The sequence below is a fragment of the Pseudoalteromonas sp. SG41-5 genome, assembly GCF_014164495.1.
Taxonomy (GTDB): Bacteria; Pseudomonadota; Gammaproteobacteria; order Enterobacterales; family Alteromonadaceae; genus Pseudoalteromonas; species Pseudoalteromonas rhizosphaerae.
The window spans coordinates 1-22,709 of the sequence record NZ_JACJFH010000082.1; the positions used below are offsets into that span (position 1 = coordinate 1).

The window sequence follows — 22,709 nt, forward strand, 5'->3', positions numbered from 1 at the left end:
CCTAGAACCTAGAACCTAGAAACTATTTAAAAAGGATTATCATGTCATTTAACACAATTTCAGTTATTGGCTTAGGCTATATTGGTTTGCCAACAGCTGCAATGTTTGCATCGCGTAAAAAAAGCGTGATTGGTGTTGATGTAAATCAACATGCTGTAGATACAATCAACCGTGGTGAAATACATATAGTAGAACCAGATCTAGACATGATCGTGCATGCAGCAGTGACAGAGGGTTATTTAAGAGCCGTAACATCACCAGAGCCTGCGGATGCATTTTTGATTGCAGTACCAACACCATTTAAGAGTTCTCTTAATAACGAAAGTGATTCTGCAATACCAGAGCCAGATTTAAGCTATATCAAAAAAGCCAGTGAAGCTATTGCACCTGTACTTAAAAAAGGTGACTTAGTAATACTAGAATCTACATCACCAGTTGGCGCTACAGAACAAATGGCTGAGTGGTTAGCTGCAGCTCGCCCTGACTTATCGTTCCCACAAGCTGCTGGTGAAGAAGCTGATATAAATGTGGCACATTGCCCAGAACGAGTACTGCCTGGCCATGTTGTGCGTGAGCTGGTTGAAAATGATCGCGTTATTGGTGGTATGACTGCAAAATGCTCAGCCCGAGCTGTAGAGCTTTATAAAACATTTGTACAAGGGGAGTGTGTAATAACAAATGCTCGTACGGCAGAAATGGCTAAGCTAACCGAAAATTCATGCCGTGATGTACAAATTGCCTTTGCTAATGAGTTATCAATCATTTGTGATAAGTTAGATATTGATGTTTGGGAATTAATATCGCTTGCTAATCGCCACCCGCGTATTAATATTTTACAACCAGGCCCTGGTGTTGGCGGTCATTGTATTGCGGTAGACCCGTGGTTTATAGTCAGTAAAACGCCTGAGGAAGCGCAATTAATCCACATCGCACGTAAAGTGAATGATGCTAAACCGCAATGGGTAATCAATAAAGTAAAACTAGCAATTGCTGACTTTTTACAAGCTAACCCAACTAAAACGGCAAAAGATGTCACTATTGCCTGTTATGGCCTAGCATTTAAACCTGATATTGACGATTTACGTGAAAGCCCTGCTTTAAATATTACTAAGCAAATAGCTGAGCTTCATTCTGGTACTGTTCTTGCCATTGAACCTAATATCCATACGTTACCAAATAATATAGCTGAACTAGAGTTATCTACATTTTCAGATGCTAAAGAAAGGGCCGATATTCATTTATTACTTGTTGATCATAAAGAATTTAAAGCTCAGAAAATGAATAATCATTATTTAATCGATACTAAAGGAATTTGGTGCTAGATATGAATAATATATTAAATTTAGTTGGTCGTAATAAAGCGCTTTTTTCGCATGATATCAATGAAGCTGAAAGCAAGCTTAAGCAAGAAGTATCCCAATCTCGCTTTTTAGTACTTGGTGGTGCAGGCTCAATTGGGCAAGCTGTAACGAAAGAGATTTTTAAACGTAATCCAAAGAAATTGCATGTTGTTGATATAAGTGAAAACAACATGGTCGAACTTGTTCGTGATATTCGCAGTTCTTTTGGTTACATTGAGGGTGATTTTCAAACTTTTGCATTAGATATTGGTTCTATTGAATATGATGCTTTCATACAAGCTGATGGGCAGTATGATTACGTATTAAACTTATCAGCGCTTAAGCATGTACGCAGTGAAAAAGATCCATTTACATTAATGCGTATGATCGACGTTAATGTATTTAACACCGATAAAACTATTCAACAATCTATCGACTGTGGAGCAAAAAAATATTTTTGTGTATCTACTGATAAAGCGGCCAACCCCGTTAATATGATGGGGGCCTCAAAGCGCATTATGGAAATGTTTTTAATGCGTAAAAGCGAAAAAATATCTATTTCAACAGCTCGCTTTGCTAACGTTGCATTTTCTGATGGTTCGCTTTTACATGGTTTTAATCAACGCATTCAAAAACAGCAACCAATCGTCGCGCCTAGTGATATTAAACGATACTTTGTTACTCCACAGGAGTCAGGTGAGTTATGTTTAATGTCGTGTATTTTTGGTGAAAACCGAGATATTTTCTTCCCGAAACTAAGCGAAGCATTACACCTAATTACATTTGCTGACATTGCAGTTAAATACCTTAATGAGCGAGGCTTTGAACCGTATTTATGTAAAACGGAAGATGAAGCGCGCGAGTTAGTTAAAACTTTACCAGCGCAAGGTAAATGGCCATGCCTTTTCACCGAAAGTGATACAACCGGTGAAAAAGACTTTGAAGAGTTTTTTACCGATAAAGAAGAGCTCGATATGGCCCGTTTTGAAAATCTAGGTATTATCAAAAATACGCCTGATTTTGACCAGAAGTTATTAAACGAATTTGAAAGCGAAATAGCTTTAATGAAAAACAATAAAGCTTGGACTAAAGAGCAAATTGTGGCGCTTTTCTTTAAAATGATCCCAGGGTTTGGTCATAAAGAAACAGGTAAATATCTTGATGGAAAAATGTAAGCGGGTGTCGGTATTATGACTAAGCAATTTGTTTCGTTTGTTAAAGATCTTTATCAAACAAACGAGTTTATTCCATTACATGCACCTACGTTTGCAGGTAATGAACAACAATATGTAGCAGAGACAATCAGTAGCACATTCGTGTCAAGTGTTGGTAAGTTTGTTGATGACTTTGAAGGTCATATTGAAAGTTACACCGGTACAGCCAAAGCTGTTGCGACTGTAAATGGCACTGCAGCATTACATGCTGCGTTGTATATGGCAGGGGTTAAAGCAAACGATATAGTGATAACTCAAGCACTTACATTTGTAGCTACCTGCAATGCATTACATCACATGGGCGCACAGCCTGCATTTGTGGATGTTTCACCTATTAGTTTAGGGTTGTGTCCGAAGTCTTTAGAATTATTTTTAGATGAGTACGCAGTTTTAACAGAAACTGGGCCTGTTCATAGAACTACAAAGCAGCGTATTAAAGCAGTTGTTCCTATGCACACGTTCGGCCACCCAGTTGAACTGCATGAGCTTATGGCAGTATGTGCAAAGTGGCAAGTTAGTTTAATTGAAGATGCAGCTGAGAGTTTGGGTTCTTTTTATAGAGGTCAACACACTGGTACATTTGGCGATTATGGCGCTATTAGCTTTAATGGCAACAAGGTTATTACCACTGGTGGCGGTGGTATGGTGTTGTGTAAAACCTTAGATGCGGGTCAACGCACCAAACATGTCACTACAACTGCAAAAGTCCCACACCCTTATGAGTTTTATCATGACGAAGCAGGCTTTAACTACCGGATGCCAAATTTAAATGCGGCATTGGGGTGTGCACAAATGGAAAGTTTGCCTGCTTTTATCGAAAATAAGCGCAAATTAGCCTTAATATATGCTGATTTTTTCAATAACTCAGCCTATCAATTTGTTACAGAGCCGAGCTATGCCAAATCTAACTACTGGTTAAATGCAATAATTTGCCCAGATCATCAATCTCGTGAAGCGTTACTAAAAAATGCCAATGCGAATGGTGTTATGACCAGACCAATTTGGCAATTGATGCATCGCTTACCGATGTTTAAAAATGCGTTTAGAGGTGATCTTTCATACTCTGAATTTATAGAACGTCACTTAGTGAATATCCCAAGCTCACCTGTAAAAAGTTTAGGCGGAGTATAAATTTATGAAGGTTGCTGTTTTTACAGGTACTAGAGCTGAATATGGTTTGCTCTTTTGGCTTTTAAAAGATATACAAGCTGACCCTGCTCTAACCTTACAGTTACTTGTTTCTGGTATGCACTTATCTTCAGAGTTTGGTGAAACCTATAAACAAATTGAGCAAGATGGTTTTGAGATTGATGAAAAAATAGAAATCTTGCTCTCCTCAGATACAGCAGTTGGTACTGCTAAAAGTATGGGGTTAGGAGTGCTTGGTTTTGCAGACGCATTAAACCGTTTAAAGCCTGATGCGCTCGTAATTTTAGGCGATAGATTCGAAGCTTTGGCAGCAGCGCAAACGGCTATGATTTTGCGTATTCCTATTCTCCATCTTCATGGTGGTGAAATAACTGAAGGTGCTTATGATGATGCAATACGTCATGCTATAACCAAGCTTAGTTATTTACACGGCACCTCCACTGAAGAGTATCGCCAACGTGTAATTCAGTTAGGGGAGCAGCCTGAGCGTGTAAGGAATATAGGGGCGATAGGCCTAGATCACCTGAAGCGCGGCGAGTTTATGACCGTTGATGAAATTGCTAATTCTTTAGACTTTCGACTTAGCCAGTCATATTTTTTAGTAACTTATCATCCTGTTACTTTAGGAGATGAGCAGCCAGAACAAAGTTTTAATGCTCTGCTAGAAGCGTTAAATGAATTTTCAGACCACCAGGTTATTTTAACTTACCCGAATGCAGATGATGGTGGCCGCCGTATAATTCCAATTCTTGAAGGGTACGCTAAGCAACAGCCTGAAAGAGTGCATGCTATTCCATCACTTGGCCAAAAGCGTTATTTAAGTGCTGTTAAGCATGCCGCTGTAGTAATTGGTAATTCATCAAGTGGCGTAATCGAAGTACCGTCATTTAATGTACCCACTGTTAATATTGGCGTTAGACAAAAAGGGCGCTTAGCGGCTAAGAGTGTATTGCATTGTGACGCCACAAAAGCAGCTATAAAAGCGGCTATAACAAGTGCTCTTAAAGGTGAATATAAAACCTCAGGTGAAGAAATAGCGAACCCTTATGGCGCAGGTAATGCGAGTGAGCAGGCAATCGCCATGCTCAAAACTCTAAACTTCGAGCCAAGTAAGTCCTTTTACGATTTAAAGTGAGCACACTATGACCTTAATTATTGCAGAAGCTGGTGTTAATCATAACGGCAGTGATGAACTAGCTTTTTCACTTGTTGATGCTGCCCATGAGGCAGGTGCAGATATTGTTAAGTTTCAAACATTTAAAGCTAAAAATTTAGTAACAGAAGATGCGCAGCAAGCCGAGTACCAAATAACTAACAGTGGCCAAAAAGAATCTCAATTCTCAATGCTAAAACGGCTTGAGCTAAGTTATGAGTCGCATCACAAATTAGTCAAATATTGTAATGACCTAGGTATTGAGTTTTTATCAACGGCTTTTGATTCAGAAAGCCTTTCATTTTTAGTTGATGACTTAGGCATTACACGATTAAAACTGCCATCAGGCGAGATCACTAATGCACCGTTAGTACTGGAGCATGCTAGAACAGGATGTGACCTTATTGTATCAACTGGTATGGCTACATTATCAGAAATAGAGCAAGTGCTATCAGTGATTGCCTTTGGCTACTTAAACCCACGGGGCACGCCAAATGATGAAACACTGCAAGCGGCGTATTTTTCTGAGCAAGGTAAACAATTATTAAAAGAAAAAGTGACCTTGCTACACTGTACAACAGAATACCCGGCTCCTTTTGGGGATATAAATTTAAATGCAATGGATACAATGAAAGATGCATTTAAACTGGCTGTTGGCTATTCTGATCACAGTGAAGGCATAATTGTACCGGTTGCAGCTGTAGCTAAAGGTGCCGTATTAATTGAGAAGCACTTTACAGTTGATAAAAGCCTGCCAGGACCCGACCATAAAGCATCGTTGGATCCACAAGAATTAAAAGCCATGGTTGATGGTATTCGCACGGTTGAAAAAGTGCTGGGAGATGGTATTAAAGGACCTCGACCATCAGAAGTGAAAAATAAAAGCGTGGCGCGTAAAAGCCTTGTAGCGGCAAATGCAATTACTGCTGGTGAATTATTTAGTGAAAACAACCTAGCTGTAAAGCGCCCTGGAAATGGTGTAAACCCAATAAAGTATTGGCATTACTTAAATAAACCAAGCGGGAAAAGTTATAAAGCCGGCGACTTAATTGATGAGTAACCTTGGATATTTAATTATCGGCGGTGGCGGGCATGCAGCGGCCCTTGCTGAAATATTAATTAAGCAAAACAAACCTTTATTAGGTGTTGTCGCGCCGAATATTTTAGCTGGTCATGCTATTTTCGATACTGTTCAGCATTACTTGCAAGATGATGACGTATTAAGGTTTGCAGTTGATAAGGTGTTATTAGTCAATGGTATTGGTGCAATGCCGCGTCAAACGCTAAGAGAAAAAGTTTATACACGTTTTAATGAGCTAGGTTATACATTTGCAACAGTCATTGCAGATTCGGCGTTAGTGTCAGACTATGCTGTACTGGCTCAAGGTGCACAAATTATGAATAACGCGGTAATTAATATTGGTAGTGAGATTGGCGAAAACACCATAGTAAATACCTCAGTTTCAGTTGACCATGATTGTATAATTGGTGCTCATAGCCACCTTGCGCCGGGATCCACACTCAGTGGGCAAGTCAAAGTTGAAAATAACGTTCATATTGCTACAGGTAGTAGTATTATTAATAATGTAACCATAGGCAGCAATACGATTATTGGGGTTGGGGCTAATGTTACGAAATCCATTCCAAAATATTCTATAGCGTATGGTGCACGTTCAATAATTAAAGGATTAGGTGAATAGAGATGACGATTAATTGGCAAAAAGTTGTAGTTAGCCCTTCCGATTCGATTAAAGATGTATTAAAAGTTATTGATAAAGAAGCGCTTAGGGTTGCTTTAGTTGTTGATAATAGAAAGCTAATAGGTATGGTAACAGATGGTGATGTGCGCAGGGGGATTTTACAAGGTGTTGAATTAGAGTCGCCTGCAAGTTTAATTATGAATGCAAACCCCGTTAGTGCTAATAAATCATTAAGTAGCAATGAATTAAAAGCACAGATGCAGTCAATGAAGATTTTATCGTTACCGCTTGTTGATGACAATGGGGAGCTTGTTGGCTTAAAAACCCTATATGAAACATTGACCATAGAAAAAAGAGAAAATCCTGTATTTATTATGGCTGGTGGTTTTGGCACTCGATTAAAGCCGTTAACAAATAATTGTCCAAAACCAATGCTGAAAGTAGGCGGTAAGCCTATGCTTGAAACATTAATCAATAGTTTTAAGAGTCATGGTTTTTACCGGTTCTATATTTCTACACACTATCTTCCTGAAGTTATAATGGATTACTTTGGTGATGGTAGTGATTTTGAAATTGAAATAACGTATGTTCATGAAGAAACCCCTTTAGGGACTGGTGGAGCGCTATCATTACTACCAGAATCATTGCCAAAAGAGCCATTGATTATGATCAATGGTGATATTCTAACAAATGTTGATTTTAGTAAAGTGCTTAATTTTCATGAAAAACACCAAAGCGATGCGACTATGTGTGTTCGCGACTATGAAATAAAAGTACCATTTGGTGTAATTGAAGGTAACGGCCATGAAATTACCGGTATAGTCGAAAAGCCCACATATCGTTATTTTGTTAATGCGGGCATTTATGTGATTTCAAATGAAATTATAAAATCGCTGAAAAATAATGAGTATTTAGATATGCCTACTTTATTTGAATTAAAGAAAGAACATGGCAATAAAATCCTGAAGTTTCCAATTCACGAATATTGGTTAGATGTTGGACGCCATGATGACTTTAATAAAGCACAAGTAGATATTTATGAGCTAGGTCTATAAAATGAAGCCAAAAGTGTTAGCTATTGTGCCTGCTCGTGCGGGTAGTAAGCGTCTCCCCCAAAAGAATATAAAGCCGTTAAATGGCATACCGCTCATCGCTCATACTTTTGAGACGATAAAGCACTCTGAATATATAACTGCTACAATTGCTACATCAGATTGCCCTGAAGTTCTTAGAATCAGCGAGCAATATAAAAACACCTACCCATTGAATCGACCCGCAGAGCTAGCATCTGATACAGCGTCGTCTATTGATGTTGTACTTCATGCTGTTGAGTTTGCAAAGCAACTAGGTATGTTTGATGTGATTTGCTTGTTACAACCAACATCTCCTCTACGCACCACGCAAGATATAGATAGCGCAATTGCTTTATATATTGAAAAGCAAGCAAGAGGCGTAGTTTCTTTAACAAAGTGCCAGCATTCACCGCAATGGACTACGTCATTAGATACCTATATAGAGTTTAAGCAATTTATAAAAGGGCTTACTAATACTCGCTCTCAGGATCTTAAAGAGTTTTATCAATTGAATGGCGCAATTTATTTAATTGATCGAGCTACATTGCTAAGTACCAAAAAGCTTTTTTTAGAGGATGATTATTATCCATTTATTATGGCTGAAAAAAATTCGATAGATATAGACACTGAAATGGATTTTATATACGCTAGTTTGATTCTTCAAGCAGGTAATCGAGTTGATTAGGAATGCATTTAAAGCTTCTTTCTTATTTGGTATGTCCGAAATAATACAAAAGGGAGCGATTTTTTTATTAATCCCCTTCTTAACTAAATCTCTATCGCCTGCGGAATATGGACTAATATCATCTGTTTTGATATTAGTCGCTTCAACAACTGTGTTTTTTTCTTTTTCATTTCATGGTGTTATAACTAGGTATTATCATACCTATAAAGGGACAATGAAGAGGGCTTTTATATCAACAGCATTTAGCAGTTTGTTAATGCTTAATACTTTATTATTTTTCTTATTATTTCTTCTGCGATTTACATTGAATGAAACTTACTTTAGTGGGAAGTTAAGTGATGAATTTCTTCTTATTGTAGTTTTTTTAATGGTAACGCAACCTTTTTTTGTTTTTGGGAATGCTTACTTTAAGATTGGCATAAAGCTTAATTTGTTTATATTGTATTTCAATTTTTATTACATTGCACAGTTTGTTGGTATTATTGTTTTTGTTATAAACTTTAAGTTTGCTGTGAATGCATATCTATATACATTGCTTTTTTCAAATTTTTTATATTTCATTTCATTTTGTATTTATTTTTACTATAAAAATGGTTTTTATTTTGAAGTTAGATATCTAAAGCGTATGTTTAAATATGTGGTGTTGGTATTGCCAGTCGACTTGCTGAGTGTGGCAAGTGTTTTTTTAGATCGTTATTTTATAGTAATATTCCTTGGTTTTTCAGCAGTGGGTATTTACTACGTATCATATCAACTATCAATTATTACTCAAATAATTGCTCTTGCAATTAACAGTGCAGTCATGCCCTACTTTTATAAAGCGATAAAGGGAAGGTTAAATGAATTTTATAATGTATTATACGAAGTATATATTCCATTTGTTGGTGGGGTGTGCTTTATATTAATCTTATCATCAGGTTTTATTGTTGAATATGCTCTATCAGAGGAGTATAGAGATGTTTCTAAGATTCTCCCAATATTATTTTTATCTACTTTTCTTATACCTATGTATTTACTTTTAACAAATTTATTAACAATAAATACTAGGCTTCAATCAAAGAAATTACAGGCTGCGATCATATTACTTATTTTTAACCTAGGTTCAACATACTTATTAGTCTCAAACTATGGTTTGCTTGGTGCTGCACTCTCGTCATTGATAGTAAATATGCTTTCTGTACTACTTTTCTTTGGTATAATTAGACGTTATAGGGTGGTTCGTTTAAATGCATTTGTATTCTTTGAAGTTTTTATAATATTATCAGGTTTAACCGTTTTAGTTTTATTGGATATTCAACGGTCATATTTAATAGTATATATTCTTTTATCAGTCTTTTACTGTTCCTTTTTTACTTTCAAAGGAATGAGAAATAAAATTAAAAAAATGGAGAGCGAATTTGCTAGTTTCAAATGAGTTTTTTGATGGTTCTGTGTCTATATTAAATTGGTACTATAAAGAGAGTGCATTTATAAATATAGATCAAAACTTACTTTATTGTACCAATTCACTTTCAAAAGAACAGGTATTAAATGTGGTTGCTGATGTTAGATGTGATGAAACATCATATCTAGAAAGTATTGAAAGCGAGTTTTTTTTAGTAGTAATAGATCTTGCTTTAGATTTAGTGTACTTAATAAGCGATATAACTGGGCGAGATCTTATTTATTATTGTGAAGACAATAATTCAATATCAACAGATTTTTGGAGTATAGTCGATACTGAAAATAAAAAAAAGTCAGATATAGATATACAGCGTTGCAAAGAGTTTATTTTGATGCTATCTGATGTTGAACATAAGACTATAGTAAATGGCATCAATATTTTACCAAGCGCGTCTGTATTTACTCTTGCAGCATCTTTAAAAGTTAAAAAGAAAAAGTATTGGTCTTTTAAATTATGTAAAAATAATCTAACGAAAGATGCTAAATATGATTTACTTGAAGATTGTCTTGATTCATTTTTTTCTGACATAGCTAGCAGGTATGCTAATGTTTCATTTGGTGTTGGGGTTAGCGGTGGCTTAGATTCTAGGTTAATTCCATACTACTGTAATAAGCATGAGATCAAGATTGAACCATTTATAATAGGAGAAGAAAAGCCCAATATTTTTTTACAATCCAATGATCACAAACGAGCAACTGAAATATGTGATAAATACGGTTACTCATTATTGAACCATAATTTTGATAATAGAAATTTTAGAGAGAAAATAAGAAAAGATGCATTGCAGGCCCCTTCAACTGCAAGTCAAATTCTCAAAATGCCAAAAAGTGAACTTATTACATTTACACACCTAATAACAGGTGCAAGTGGTTATATTGTAGGATCCTCTCCTTTTTATGGATGCCCATCTAGCCTAGACTTGAAGGCAACTATTTTTAATAGGCAAACCGTATTAAAGTATTTCCCAAAGCATAAAAAAACAAAAAAAGTACTAAATTATATATTTGGTAGCAATATTGACGTTAGTGAGAAGTTTCCAATTGAATTCGAAGGTGTATTATCAAGTGGCGAAATATCAATTTTAAAGTCTAAGTTAGATGACTACTTAGTACAGTATGAAGGGTTTAACACAACAGAAGTTTTGATGAACTATGCTGTAGATATACTAGGACAAAGAAATAAAATGGGGGCTTTTGAAAGCCTTTTAGGTGAAGTTGAAAGCTTTACTATGTATGGACCTAATATGTTGAAGTGCGTTGAGAGTTGGGGAGTAAAAGATATATTCAATAGAACTTTTTTTGAAGATTTTATTAGAGAAAGACACCCGGAACTAGCTGCTATTAAAAGCCAAGATCATAAATCATCTTTGAATACTCGAAAGGAATCTTCTATCTCTAAAATTAAAAATATATTAGAGTTTACTTTTCGGGGCCGTGGAGTTATGAATTATGAAAACTGGGCTAAAAATAATGATTTTCTGAACGAAGTTATGGAAATGTTCAATGAATATGATTATTTGGAAGGTTATATTGAGCTTGATACAGTAATAAAAAATGTTAAAAAAGGGATTATATCTCCACAGGTATTACTTAACTGCATAAAGGTCAATGAACTTATTCACTTGATATCCACAAGGAAGTGATACAGTGTCGTACGTATTATTAAGTAAAGAAGCTTTTATAAATAACATTCGTTATTTTACTAAAGAAACTTCTCAGCAATCACTAATTATAGGCCTAAAAGATAACGCATACGGTCATGGTATTGAGTACATAGAAACCCTAGCTATTGATTCTGGTTTAAAGCATTGCTTCATAAGGGGGCTGGCAGATCTGAATAAACTAAGTCTTAGTTCTTGGGAAACTGTATTAATGCTTGGTAGTATTAAAACTAATAGGGATAAAACAGCTCATAACCTGCATTATACTGTAAATTGTATATCAGATTTACCGTATTTTTTAAAAGGTGATTTTGTTGAAATCAAAGTTAATACAGGTATGAATCGAAATGGAGTTGAGATAAAAGACGTTATTCCGGTCATTGATTTCTTATTGCTCCATGGTGTTACAGTAAAAGGAGTTTTCACTCACTTTTCTTCTGCAGATATATCTGAAAAATATACTTTAATACAATCAGAGGTATTCAACTCTTTATTTGCTGAGTTGAATGAAAAATACCCAGACTTAAAATTAAGATCTCATTCAGCAAACACTGCAGCAGCAGAATATATAAGTTCTAATGAAATGTATCGTGTTGGAATTGGCTGTTATGGATATTCTAGCTCCCGTAATGTAAGTCGTCACCTTAAACCTGTTTTATCTCTTTATGCTGAAAGAATGTCCAAGAGAATATTAGAAGTTGGTGAATCCGTTGGCTATGACCACAGGTTCTTCAAAAATGAAGATGTCGCTAAAGTGTTATCTACTTTTGATATTGGTTATGCAGATATTTTAGTGCGGAATAATGAGTGCATCCCCATTTTATTACATAACGGAATGACAATCGTTGGTAAGGTCTCTATGGATAGTTTTTCCGCATTTATAGATGTGGATGAGCTATGTGTGTTTCAAAATGTAGAACACTTAGCTTCAAGGGCTAATACTACTGCATATGATATCCTTGTTAATCTAAGCCGTGATATAAAAAGAGTTGTTAAATGAAACAATCAAAAGTTAATGATATTTTACTGCAGTATGAGATTTCAGGTGTTGATAAAGGCTTCGATATAAATGGGTTTAGTTGTTGGGTAAAAATTAAAAATGATATATTCACTTACTTAACAAAGGATACTATAGCTATAGGGGTTAAAAAGACAAGGTTTTATAATTTATTTTCTGTTTTATTTTATTTTTCTAATTTATTATGCTTGCTTAAATTGTTACTAGGCTGTAGGGGTAGCGTTTTTTTTCATACAGCATTATCAGGTGTTTCTAGTAATAAAGATTTGTTTACAAGTTCCTTTCAGAAAAAATATCAGTCAGTTTTTTATTTTATTAATATTGGTGAAATCGAGAAGGTTAAAAAAAACAAACTTTTCTTTAAAAATAATAATGTTTTCAGCGATAATCTTTTTTTGTGGCCTTTTAAGTTTGTAAGCTCAAAATTACTGATTTATTTTTTACCTAAAAGAACCAAGGCATCTATTTTAAATTTGGTTAACTTTTTTGAGTCGAGAGAAATTAAAATTCCATATAAATTAATAGCTTCTTCATTAGTAACATATACAGTTGGATATTATTTTTATTGTTTATTTTTCCGCATTGTTAAACCTAGAAAATGCTATATCGTTTCAGCTTACTCAAAATCAGAGGTCTGTGCTGCTTTGAAGAAAAACTCGATTCTGATAACAGAAATTCAGCATGGTTTGATCGGGTTGGAGCATCGAGGCTACAACTATCATCGAAAGGCTATAAATGATGTAGGTGTAGTTTTGCCAACTCCTGATAAGATTGTCGTTACTAGTGATTTTTGGCGAAACGAGCTTGTTAGTGCTGGTTACTTTGATGAAGATGAAATAATTATTGGTGAAAATTATAAAGTATCGAAGATTAACATAAATTGTTTTTTTAACTTCAAATATTTTATATTTACTGGGCAAGGTTTTGATTATGATTTAGTTAAAGCTTTTTATAAAAAGAGTTTAAATTATTTATTGTCAAATGATTGTGTGATCATATATAAGCCTCATCCACGAGAAAGTATTGATGAGATAAAATATGTTTTTTCTGACTTTGAATTAATACACGTTTACGAGGGAGAAGAGTCAACTGAAACCCTAATGTATCATTCAATTGGTCATATATCGTTTTATTCGAGCTGTCACTTTGATGCTATTGAAATGAAAGGGAAAACGTTTGTTTTAGAAAGCTCGTTATCATCAATAATGAATCGCTATATAGCTACTTATCCTGAAAAATTTATATTAATTAATTGTCTTGGAGAATGAAATGGTATTTAAGATGTATGTTAGATTTTTTTATAGGAAAGTTTACTGTTTTTTATTCTTCTTTTTGAAATTCGTAAAATACCCACAAAGCACCGTTCTAACAAATTTTGTTTTACCAGGGGTAATACTTGGTGATGGTGTATTTATTAGAAGCAATACAAAGGTCTACGCATGTTCAATTGGTAAGCATACTTATATTAATGAAAATTGCCTTATTGACCCAAACACAAAGACTATAGGCTCCTATACTTCAATCTCAAATAACGTTAAAATTGGAGTTGCACCTCATCCTCATGATTACTTCTCCACAAGCCCTTGTTTCTACTCTGTTACACGTGGTTTTGTTAGTGATGATATATTTAAAGCAAGCGACGCCGGCTCAACGGTAATAGGCCACGATGTACTAATATACTCTAATTCAATTGTTGTAGCTGGTGTGACGGTTGGAAATGGTGCGATTATTGCCGGTGGTGCAGTTGTTACTAAAGACGTCCCCGCTTATGCAGTTGTTGGTGGTGTCCCAGCAAAAGTTTTAAGTTATAGGTTTGATGAAGATATAATTAGGGAGTTACAGAAATTGGAGTGGTGGGAGTTAGATATAATTGACTTATCTAAGTTTGACTTGAAAAATAATAGTGTAGATAGCTTTATTGACTATGTAAAATATATAAAGGGTTGTTAAAGTGAACTTATTAGTAGCTTTGGCTTTTTATGCATCAACAGTCTTTGGTTTTACAAATCATCTGTTAATTTTATCTGTTATTCCGTTGTTTTTTCAGCGAAATACAGCCTTGAAATTCAGCGAGTCAGATTTTAAATTTATTTTCTTTTTGCTTTTTATTGTTATATTTTCTCTAGTTAATAATATAATAGGTTTTTTCATCCTCGATGATTTAAGTTTTCCTTTTTTTGTTTTTACTGTTTTTTCTTTTTTATTTTATAAGTTAATTAATGAAAAAGTTCTTTTTTATTTACTATTATTCATCCTTGTTGAGATTTTTTGCGCTCTAATACAATATAACCTTGGGGTTTCATCTTTCTTCTCTTCAAGTGAGAAGTATTTCGAGTTTTCTAATGATGCACTTTACTTTAAAAAATCAGCAGGCCTTTCTGCTTCATCTTCAGTATTAGCATATAAAGTATTAATAGCTTTTTTTATTGTGGACTTTCTATTTAAAGATAGAAAAATCAAGTTTTTCTTGTATGTTGCATTAATCGTGGGGCTATATGTTACATTTAATAGAACTTCAATTGTAGCTGCCATCTCATTTTTTATTATTGCTCATAGAGCTTATTTAAAAGCTTTATTCTTCAATCGCAGAGGGGTTTATCTTCTGCCATTATTTTTAGTATTAGTACTATTTCTAACCCCAAGTGCTTATAGCGTTTTTATAAATGAATTTTCAAGAGGGAATGCAGATGCAGGGGTTGACCTATCTTACAGGACTCTAGTTTGGGGGCATTACATTGATTTTATTAGTAATAATTTGATGTTAGGAAATTTTTCTTATAAGTATATATCTGAATTGAATGTAGCTGGTTATGGACAACATAACTTTCATGCGCATAACTCTATCTTAATGATTTTTTCAAGTCATGGTGTGTTAATTAGTATTCTTTTTTTATTTTTATTGGCCAGTAAAATAAATAATAATAATCTGAAGTACATAATACCTATTTTTATTTATTCATTTGCTCAATATGGTGTTTTTTGGGGGCTGTCTTTTTTAGATATATTACTGGCGTTTTTTTTAATGACGAATTCTAGAATAACATTAAATAGGAATGATTAGTTTTGAAGATATTACTAGTGTCATTTTATTACGCTCCCGATTTATGTGCAGGCTCATTTAGAACTACAGCTTTAATAGAGCAGCTAAAAAATAACTCGGATCTTGAGATTGAAGTTATTACTACTATGCCAAATCGATATGCAAGCTTTGAAGCTGGTGCGCAAGAGTTTGAACAAATTGACAACTTAACCGTTAGGAGGATTGCTTTACCTTCGCATAAAAGTGGCATGCTTGATCAAATTAAGTCTTTCGCTGCTTTTTATAAGCAGGCTAACAAACTTGTCAGTGGTAAAAAGTATGATTTAGTCTTTGCAACAAGTTCTCGTTTATTTACTGCTTTTTTAGGGGCGAGAATTGCAAAGCGTATAAATGCGCCTCTCTATTTAGATATACGTGATATTTTTGTTGATACGCTAAAAGATGTGCTAAACCCAAAAGTTACTTTTTTGCTCAAACCAATTTTAACATTAGTTGAAAATTATACCTTTTCAGCTGCTAAGCATATAAATCTAGTATCAAAAGGGTTTGAGGGCTACTTTGTTTATCGGTTTAAAAGTGCAAGTTATTCATGGTTTACAAATGGCATTGATAAAGAGTTCCTACGCACTGAAGCACCGGTTGAATCAGAATTAAATGATTCAGCACCGTTAACTGTATTATATGCTGGGAATATTGGTGAAGGGCAGGGGTTGAACACAATTATTCCTGAACTAGCCAGACTAGCTGGTGATAAATATCAGTTTAAAGTGATTGGAGATGGTGGCAGAAAAGCCGCCTTGGTTGAAGCAAGTAAGGGGCTTACCAATATATCTTTTCATCCGCCTGTAAACCGTGATCATTTAATTCAAGAGTATTTAAGCGCAGATATTTTATTTTTACATTTAAATGACTACCCAGCATTTGAAAAGGTATTACCTTCAAAAATATTTGAATATGCAGCGGTGGGTAAACCTATTTTAGCCGGTGTAAGTGGCTATGCAGCTGAATTTATAAATAAAGAGGTTGATAATGCTGAAGTGTTTTATCCAAGTAATCATCAGCAAGCAATTACTTCCCTTAATAATTTAAAGCTTAGCCAAACGAATAGAGATAGCTTTATAAAAAAATATACGCGTACAAATATTATGATGGAAATGGCAAACTCAATTATTAGTTATGGTGATAAAAAGTGAAGCGGTTACTTATAACTGGTTACTCAGGTTTTGTTGGCAATAATTTAGCTGAACAATTGCATGAGGGTTATCAATTAAACTTATTGGGAAGAAAACCGTCAAATTTAGGTCACTTTTTTAACCATAACCTTGATTCAATATCTACTTACGTTGATGCTTTAGAAAATGTTGATGTAGTCGTTCATTGCGCTGCAAGAGTCCATATTATGGATGATACTGCAAGTGATCCACTAAGCGAGTTTAGAGCAGTTAATACTCATGGCACACTTAATTTAGCTAAGCAAGCAGCGGCTGCAGGTGTAGAACGCTTTATATTTTTAAGCTCGATTAAAGTGAATGGTGAGAGTACAAGTGGTAAAACCCCTTTTACTGCAAGTGACAAATCAGCTGCTGAAGATCCTTACGGAATATCTAAAGCTGAGGCGGAGCAGCAATTATTAGATCTCAGTAAGCAAACCGGTATGGAAGTTGTGATTATCCGCCCACCACTTGTTTACGGTGAAGGTGTAAAAGCAAACTTTGCTTCGTTAATGCGCTTTGTTGGCAAAGGTTTACCATTGCCGTTTAGATCGATAAAAAGTAATAAGCGTAGTTTAGTATCAGTTTATAACTTGGTTGATTTAATCAAGGTGTGTATTGAGCATCCCAAAGCTGCTAATCAGGTGTTTTTAGCTTCTGACGACTATGATTTATCAACGGCTGAAATGCTAGCGTTAATGGCTAAGGTGCAAAATAAAAAGAACCTTGCTTTACCTGTGCCTGTTTGGTGCTTTAAATTAGCAGGTAAATTACTTAATAAAAGCGATGTTATTGATAGGCTTACAGGTTCTCTCCAGTTAGACATTAATCATACAAAAAATACTCTTGATTGGCAGCCACCATACTCAGTTGAACATGGTTTTAAACTCGCAGCTGAAAAACCTTTAACAAAATAATTAATGGATTTATAAATGATACGTTTACTCGACTTTTTGTTTTCACTGTTTGGTTTGTTATTCGCATTACCATTTTTAGTGATTTTATTTATCATTGGTTTGTTTGATACGGGCTCTCCTATATTCATGCAAGAGCGCGTTGGCCGTAATAAAAAGCCGTTCACGCTAGTAAAATTTCGCACAATGACTGTGGATACTGCATCGGTAGCGAGCCACTTAGCAAGCACCGCATCAATAACCCCTTTTGGTGGTTTTTTACGTAAAACAAAGTTAGATGAATTACCACAGCTTTGGAATGTACTAAAAGGCGAAATGAGCTTAGTTGGCCCGCGCCCTGGTTTATTTAATCAAGAAGAGTTAACTCAAGCCCGCGAAGCTAAAAATGTATTTGATGTACGCCCAGGTATTACAGGCCTTGCCCAAGTGAATGAAATTGATATGTCTACTCCTGAGCTACTTGCTCAAACAGATCGCGAAATGATCGATACACTGACAATTGGCAACTATTTTAAATATATATTAATGACGGTAACCGGAAGTGGTAGTGGGGATCGGGTTAAGTAAAATGTAACTAGGTGCTAGGGTAAGAAACAGGTTCTAGGGAACTGACTAGGGGCTAGGAAATTAAAGAGGGAAGTTTTATACAATTTGAAAAGCTAGATTTAACAAAGTTTCAAGGCTAAAGGTCAAAGATGAAAAGCTTTAGAGTTAAAGGGAAGTTATAGACAAGGAATTAGTTATTATGCAGTTTGAAGATTTAGCCGTATGGCAGCGCTCAGCTGACTTGGCTTGTGGGATCTATATACATTTCAAATCAAGTAAAGAGTTTGGGTTAAAAGATCAAATTACTCGCTCAGCTTTATCTATTTCTTCAAATATTGCAGAGGGATATGAGAGGAAGACTCCCAAAGATTATGCGCGCTTTCTTTCATACTCTAAAGGTAGTTGTGGTGAATTACGCTCTCAAATTTATATTGCAGTTAAAATTGGTGAAATAAGTATTGATCAAGCTGAACTTTGGATCGAAGAGACAAAACAGTTATCCAAAATGTTATCAGGTTTGATGAAGTCTATTGAGTCGTGGGGTTAGGGTTAGTAAGTTACCTTTAACCTTTAACCTTTAACCTTTAACCTTTAACCTTTAACCTTAGCTCCTCTATTTTTATTAAAATCAATAACTAATGATTATGTATTGGTTTGTGGTTGTTTTGTTCATTTAGGGTTATAATTGATAAAATTTTAACAATTAAAGAGCTACTGTTTTGCTCTTTATTTTTCGAATCAACAGAGTACAAGAAAAGGGAACTTGTTGTGGATAGTTTCATCCGGTCTATTTTGAATGCTTCTCGCGCTAAAAAGCGTGCTATCACCTTATTTATTGATTCACTTTTTATTGCCGCAGCATTTTGGCTTGCGCTTATAGTGCGTTTAGACAGCCTTGCACCTTTTAGTGAACTTGGTAATTGGCTGCTGTTAGCTATGTTAATTCCTACCGGTTTAATTGCATTTATTAATTTAGGTTTATACCGCGCTGTATTACGGTATATGAACTCGCAGGCGCTATGGGCTATTGTGCTTGGTACTGTTATAACCACTGTAAGTTTGGTATTGCTGTCGTTTTTTGTGGGTATTACTATTCCGCGTACTATGCCATTTATTTTTGCTTGGCTATGTTTACTTACTGTTGGTGGGTCGCGCATTGTAGTGCGCGCGATGATCGGCAAAATGGCAACTGTTAATAAAGAATCGGTTATTATTTATGGTGCAGGCTCAGCGGGAAGGCAGCTTGCAACTGCACTCGGTGCCGGGCCAGAATATTACGTTCGTGCTTTTATTGATGATGATCAAAGCAAACAAGGGTCTATCATTCAAGGTATTCCGGTAATTAGCTTTAAAGATATTTATGAACTGATTAATAAGGGCAAGGCTACTAAAGTGCTTTTAGCGTTACCTAGCGCAAGCCGAGCAAGGCGCAAAGAAGTACTTGCGCAGCTAGAGCCATTAACAATTAAAGTGTTATCTATCCCTGGTATGGCTGATGTAGTAGAGGGTAAAGCACAGCTTTCTGAATTTAGAGAAGTTGAAATTGAGGATTTATTAGGCCGTGACCCAGTTACCCCAAAACCCGAACTTATGGCTGCCAACATTACTGGCAAAATAGTAATGGTTACTGGAGCTGGTGGTTCTATTGGCTCTGAGCTGTGCAGGCAAATAGTTAGGCAGCAACCTAAAAAACTGGTGTTATTTGAAATCTCTGAGTTTGGTTTGTATTCTATTGAAAAAGAACTAAATGAGTACATAGCTAATAATCATATTGATTTAGAACTAATCCCAATAATGGGCTCTGTGCAACGTATTAACCGTATTGAAACCGTAATGATGGCATTTGGTGTACAAACAGTTTATCACGCTGCGGCCTATAAGCATGTACCCTTGGTTGAACATAATGTGGTTGAAGGTGTACGTAATAACGTATTTGGTACTTACTACGCAGCCAAAGCAGCCGTTAACGCAAAGGTTGAAACCTTTGTATTAATTTCGACCGATAAAGCGGTGCGCCCAACTAATGTAATGGGGGCAACCAAACGGATGGCTGAACTGGTATTACAAGGTTTAGCGCAAACCAAAGGTAAAGAGCATCGTACGCGTTTTTGCATGGTTCGTTTTGGTAATGTGCTTGGCTCGTCTGGCTCTGTGGTACCGTTATTTCGCAGGCAAATTAAAGAAGGTGGCCCTATTACGCTTACCCACCAAGATATCACCCGCTTCTTTATGACCATACCAGAAGCTGCGCAATTGGTAATCCAGGCCGGCTCTATGGGTAAAGGCGGTGATGTATTTGTACTTGATATGGGGGATTCGGTAAAAATTAAAGATTTAGCCAGTAAGATGATCCGCCTTTCAGGCTTTGAAGTGAAAGATAAAACCAACCCTCATGGTGACATCGAAATTTTATGCACCGGCCTGCGCCCAGGTGAAAAGCTTTACGAAGAGTTATTAATCGGTGATAACGTTGGCGAAACGCCACATGAGCGAATTATGACGGCAAATGAAGCTATGTTGCCGCTACCTGAATTAAAAGTGTTTTTAGAAGCATTTGACATTGCCTGTCATAACTTTGATCACGAAATGATCCGCCAATTGTTACTCGACGCCCCAACGGGATTTAACCCAACGGATGGTATCTGTGATTTGGTATGGAATGCTAAAAAAGGCAAACAGCTCGAAAGTACTCCTCAAGCGAATGTGGTTAATTTGAAGGGGTAGGGGAAGGTTAAAGGTACTAGGGGCTAGGTAAAAGACTAGGTGCTAGGCTTAACTTTGCCTTCTCGGTGTAGCTCTAAGCGCCTTGGTGTAATCGGTGGTAAAAATGGTTTAAATGATTTATTCACCACTGAGAGCACGGATTTCACAGAGAAGAGATTAAAGACTTTAGGTTTTAAACTGTTTTAATCATATATTGTGATGTAAATTAATGAATTGGATGAAAGTCTCTAGATATTAGGCTATGCGCCTGTACTAGGGTTAGGACGCTCAAATCAGAAGTTTAAGGACGGTGAAATGAAAGTTACTGTTTTTGGCACGGGTTATGTTGGCCTGTCTAATGCTATGTTACTTGCGCAACACAATAAAGTAGTCGCTGTTGATATAGACGAAAAAAAAGTCGCGCTTTTAAAAGACCAGCAATCGCCAATTGTTGACGTTGAAATAAGTGATTTTTTACAAAACAAGCAATTAAATTTTACCGCGACCACAAATAAAGAGTCTGCTCTGGTTGGCGCTGAGTTTGTAATTATTGCTACTCCTACCGATTATGATCCTGTAACAAACTATTTTAATACCAATAGTGTTGAGTCGGTTATTAAAGATGTAATGAGAATTAACCCAACGGCGACTATGGTAATTAAGTCAACTGTGCCTGTGGGCTTTACTCGATCGATTAAAGAAAAGCTTGGCACTGATAATGTATTATTTTCGCCAGAATTTTTACGTGAAGGTAAAGCATTGCACGACAATTTGTATCCATCTCGCATTATTGTCGGTGAGCAAAGTGAGCGGGCTAATATTTTTGCTAATTTATTGGCTCAAGGTGCAATAAAGCAAGATATTGAGGTTCTGTTTACTGACTCCACAGAAGCCGAAGCAATCAAGTTATTCTCAAATACTTACCTAGCAATGCGTGTTGCCTATTTTAATGAGCTTGATAGCTATGCTGAGAGTCATGGCTTAAATGCGAAGCAAATTATACAAGGTGTAAGCTTAGACCCTCGTATTGGTAACCATTATAATAATCCTTCATTTGGTTATGGCGGTTATTGTTTACCAAAAGATACCAAGCAGCTTTTAGCTAACTACCAAGTAGTGCCGAATAATATGATTAGGGCAATTGTTGATGCTAATAAAACTCGTAAGGATTTTATTGCTAACTCAATCATTAAACGCAATCCTAAAGTTGTCGGTGTATACCGCTTAGTTATGAAGGCCGGCTCAGATAACTTTAGAGCATCTGCTATTCAAGGCATCATGAAGCGCATTAAAGCTAAGGGGATTGAAGTTGTAGTATATGAACCAGCTTTAAAAGATGAAGCATTTTTCAATTCACGTGTGATTAAAGATCTTAATGAGTTTAAAGAAATTGCTGATGTTGTTGTTTCCAACCGTATGGTTGAAGAGCTGAGTGATATTGCAGATAAAGTATATACGCGCGATTTATTTGGTAGTGATTAAGTAATAGTTAAAGGTTAAAGATTAAAGATTAAAGATTAAAGGTGCTAGGGAAGTGACTAGGACTATGTTTTAAAGCGTAGGCGGTGCTTTATGCCGCGCGGTTTATAAAATTCATGTCTAAAGCCATTTCCTACGTTTTTACATTTTACCTTAGGCGAGAAGATAAAGATGTTAATAAACACGCGTCAGCAAGCTTAACGCCTACGGTGTTAAATTTTACTCTGGTGTTTAATTAATTACTTGTAGGCGAGTGGCTTGCCACCGCGAACAGGCCTAAAGCCATTTCCTACGTTTTTACATTTTACCTTAGGCGAGAAGATAAAGATGTTAATAAACACGCGTCAGCAAGCTTAACGCCTACGGGTGTTAAAGTTTAC

At 35.8% G+C, this 22,709-nt stretch carries 20 protein-coding genes; all 20 read left to right on the plus strand.

The genetic code is table 11. The features are described from left to right. Positions 1-41 precede the first annotated feature (41 nt). The 20 genes from wecC to H5232_RS17775 all read left to right on the plus strand — a co-directional run bounded on the left by wecC (position 42) and on the right by H5232_RS17775 (position 22,332). Positions 42-1,322 carry a UDP-N-acetyl-D-mannosamine dehydrogenase gene (wecC, locus tag H5232_RS17680; protein WP_182768197.1) on the plus strand — a complete coding sequence of 427 codons (1,281 nt, stop codon included), beginning with the start codon at positions 42-44 and terminating at the stop codon, positions 1,320-1,322. 2 nt (positions 1,323-1,324) lie between these two features. Continuing rightward, a complete protein-coding gene (locus tag H5232_RS17685) occupies positions 1,325-2,515 on the plus strand; it encodes a UDP-N-acetylglucosamine 4,6-dehydratase (protein WP_182768198.1) in 1,191 nt (396 codons plus the stop codon). A gap of 15 nt (positions 2,516-2,530) precedes the next feature. Further along, positions 2,531-3,685 (plus strand): LegC family aminotransferase, encoded by a 1,155-nt coding sequence (locus tag H5232_RS17690; RefSeq protein WP_182768199.1) that lies wholly within the window; start codon positions 2,531-2,533, stop codon positions 3,683-3,685. Positions 3,686-3,689: 4 nt separating this feature from the next. Beyond that, entirely contained in the window at positions 3,690-4,838 is a 1,149-nt protein-coding gene (gene neuC / locus H5232_RS17695) for a UDP-N-acetylglucosamine 2-epimerase (protein WP_182831258.1), read from the plus strand. A gap of 7 nt (positions 4,839-4,845) precedes the next feature. Then, positions 4,846-5,916, plus strand: a complete 1,071-nt coding sequence (neuB, locus tag H5232_RS17700; protein ID WP_182768201.1) for an N-acetylneuraminate synthase — start codon at positions 4,846-4,848, stop codon at positions 5,914-5,916. Then, a complete protein-coding gene (locus H5232_RS17705; RefSeq protein WP_182768202.1) occupies positions 5,909-6,556 on the plus strand; it encodes an acetyltransferase in 648 nt (215 codons plus the stop codon). The genes neuB and H5232_RS17705 overlap by 8 nt, the downstream gene beginning before the upstream one ends. 2 nt (positions 6,557-6,558) lie before the next feature. Next, positions 6,559-7,611: a nucleotidyltransferase family protein gene (locus tag H5232_RS17710; protein WP_182768203.1), complete on the plus strand. Its 1,053-nt coding sequence runs from the start codon at positions 6,559-6,561 to the stop codon at positions 7,609-7,611. A gap of 1 nt (position 7,612) precedes the next feature. Further along, positions 7,613-8,314, plus strand: coding sequence for a cytidylyltransferase domain-containing protein (locus tag H5232_RS17715; RefSeq protein WP_182831259.1), 702 nt, complete (start codon positions 7,613-7,615; stop codon positions 8,312-8,314). Beyond that, positions 8,307-9,728, plus strand: a complete 1,422-nt coding sequence (locus tag H5232_RS17720; RefSeq protein ID WP_182831260.1) for a lipopolysaccharide biosynthesis protein — start codon at positions 8,307-8,309, stop codon at positions 9,726-9,728. Before H5232_RS17715 ends, H5232_RS17720 begins: the two co-directional genes overlap by 8 nt. Further along, positions 9,712-11,400, plus strand: a complete 1,689-nt coding sequence (locus H5232_RS17725) for a hypothetical protein (RefSeq protein WP_182831261.1) — start codon at positions 9,712-9,714, stop codon at positions 11,398-11,400. The genes H5232_RS17720 and H5232_RS17725 overlap by 17 nt, the downstream gene beginning before the upstream one ends. A 4-nt stretch (positions 11,401-11,404) precedes the next feature. Beyond that, positions 11,405-12,418, plus strand: coding sequence for an alanine racemase (locus tag H5232_RS17730; RefSeq protein ID WP_182831262.1), 1,014 nt, complete (start codon positions 11,405-11,407; stop codon positions 12,416-12,418). Then, entirely contained in the window at positions 12,415-13,704 is a 1,290-nt protein-coding gene (locus tag H5232_RS17735; protein WP_182831263.1) for a hypothetical protein, read from the plus strand. The genes H5232_RS17730 and H5232_RS17735 overlap by 4 nt, the downstream gene beginning before the upstream one ends. Before the next feature lies 1 nt (position 13,705). Then, positions 13,706-14,386, plus strand: a complete 681-nt coding sequence (locus H5232_RS17740; protein WP_182831264.1) for a CatB-related O-acetyltransferase — start codon at positions 13,706-13,708, stop codon at positions 14,384-14,386. A gap of 1 nt (position 14,387) precedes the next feature. Beyond that, complete coding sequence (locus H5232_RS17745; protein WP_182831265.1) at positions 14,388-15,497, plus strand: O-antigen ligase family protein; 1,110 nt, start codon at positions 14,388-14,390, stop codon at positions 15,495-15,497. A 2-nt stretch (positions 15,498-15,499) separates the two neighbouring features. Further along, the gene (locus H5232_RS17750) at positions 15,500-16,669 is read left to right on the plus strand and encodes a glycosyltransferase family 4 protein (RefSeq protein ID WP_182831266.1); all 1,170 of its coding nucleotides are present in this window, start codon (positions 15,500-15,502) and stop codon (positions 16,667-16,669) included. Next, positions 16,666-17,604, plus strand: a complete 939-nt coding sequence (locus H5232_RS17755) for an SDR family oxidoreductase (RefSeq protein ID WP_182831267.1) — start codon at positions 16,666-16,668, stop codon at positions 17,602-17,604. The genes H5232_RS17750 and H5232_RS17755 overlap by 4 nt, the downstream gene beginning before the upstream one ends. Positions 17,605-17,619: 15 nt before the next feature. Next, positions 17,620-18,168 (plus strand): sugar transferase, encoded by a 549-nt coding sequence (locus H5232_RS17760; protein WP_182768213.1) that lies wholly within the window; start codon positions 17,620-17,622, stop codon positions 18,166-18,168. A gap of 178 nt (positions 18,169-18,346) precedes the next feature. After that, a complete protein-coding gene (locus H5232_RS17765) occupies positions 18,347-18,694 on the plus strand; it encodes a four helix bundle protein (protein ID WP_182768214.1) in 348 nt (115 codons plus the stop codon). A gap of 221 nt (positions 18,695-18,915) precedes the next feature. Continuing rightward, the gene (locus H5232_RS17770) at positions 18,916-20,871 is read left to right on the plus strand and encodes a nucleoside-diphosphate sugar epimerase/dehydratase (protein ID WP_182831268.1); all 1,956 of its coding nucleotides are present in this window, start codon (positions 18,916-18,918) and stop codon (positions 20,869-20,871) included. 294 nt (positions 20,872-21,165) lie between these two features. Then, positions 21,166-22,332, plus strand: coding sequence for a nucleotide sugar dehydrogenase (locus H5232_RS17775; protein ID WP_182768365.1), 1,167 nt, complete (start codon positions 21,166-21,168; stop codon positions 22,330-22,332). The last annotated feature ends 377 nt before the right edge of the window (positions 22,333-22,709 follow it).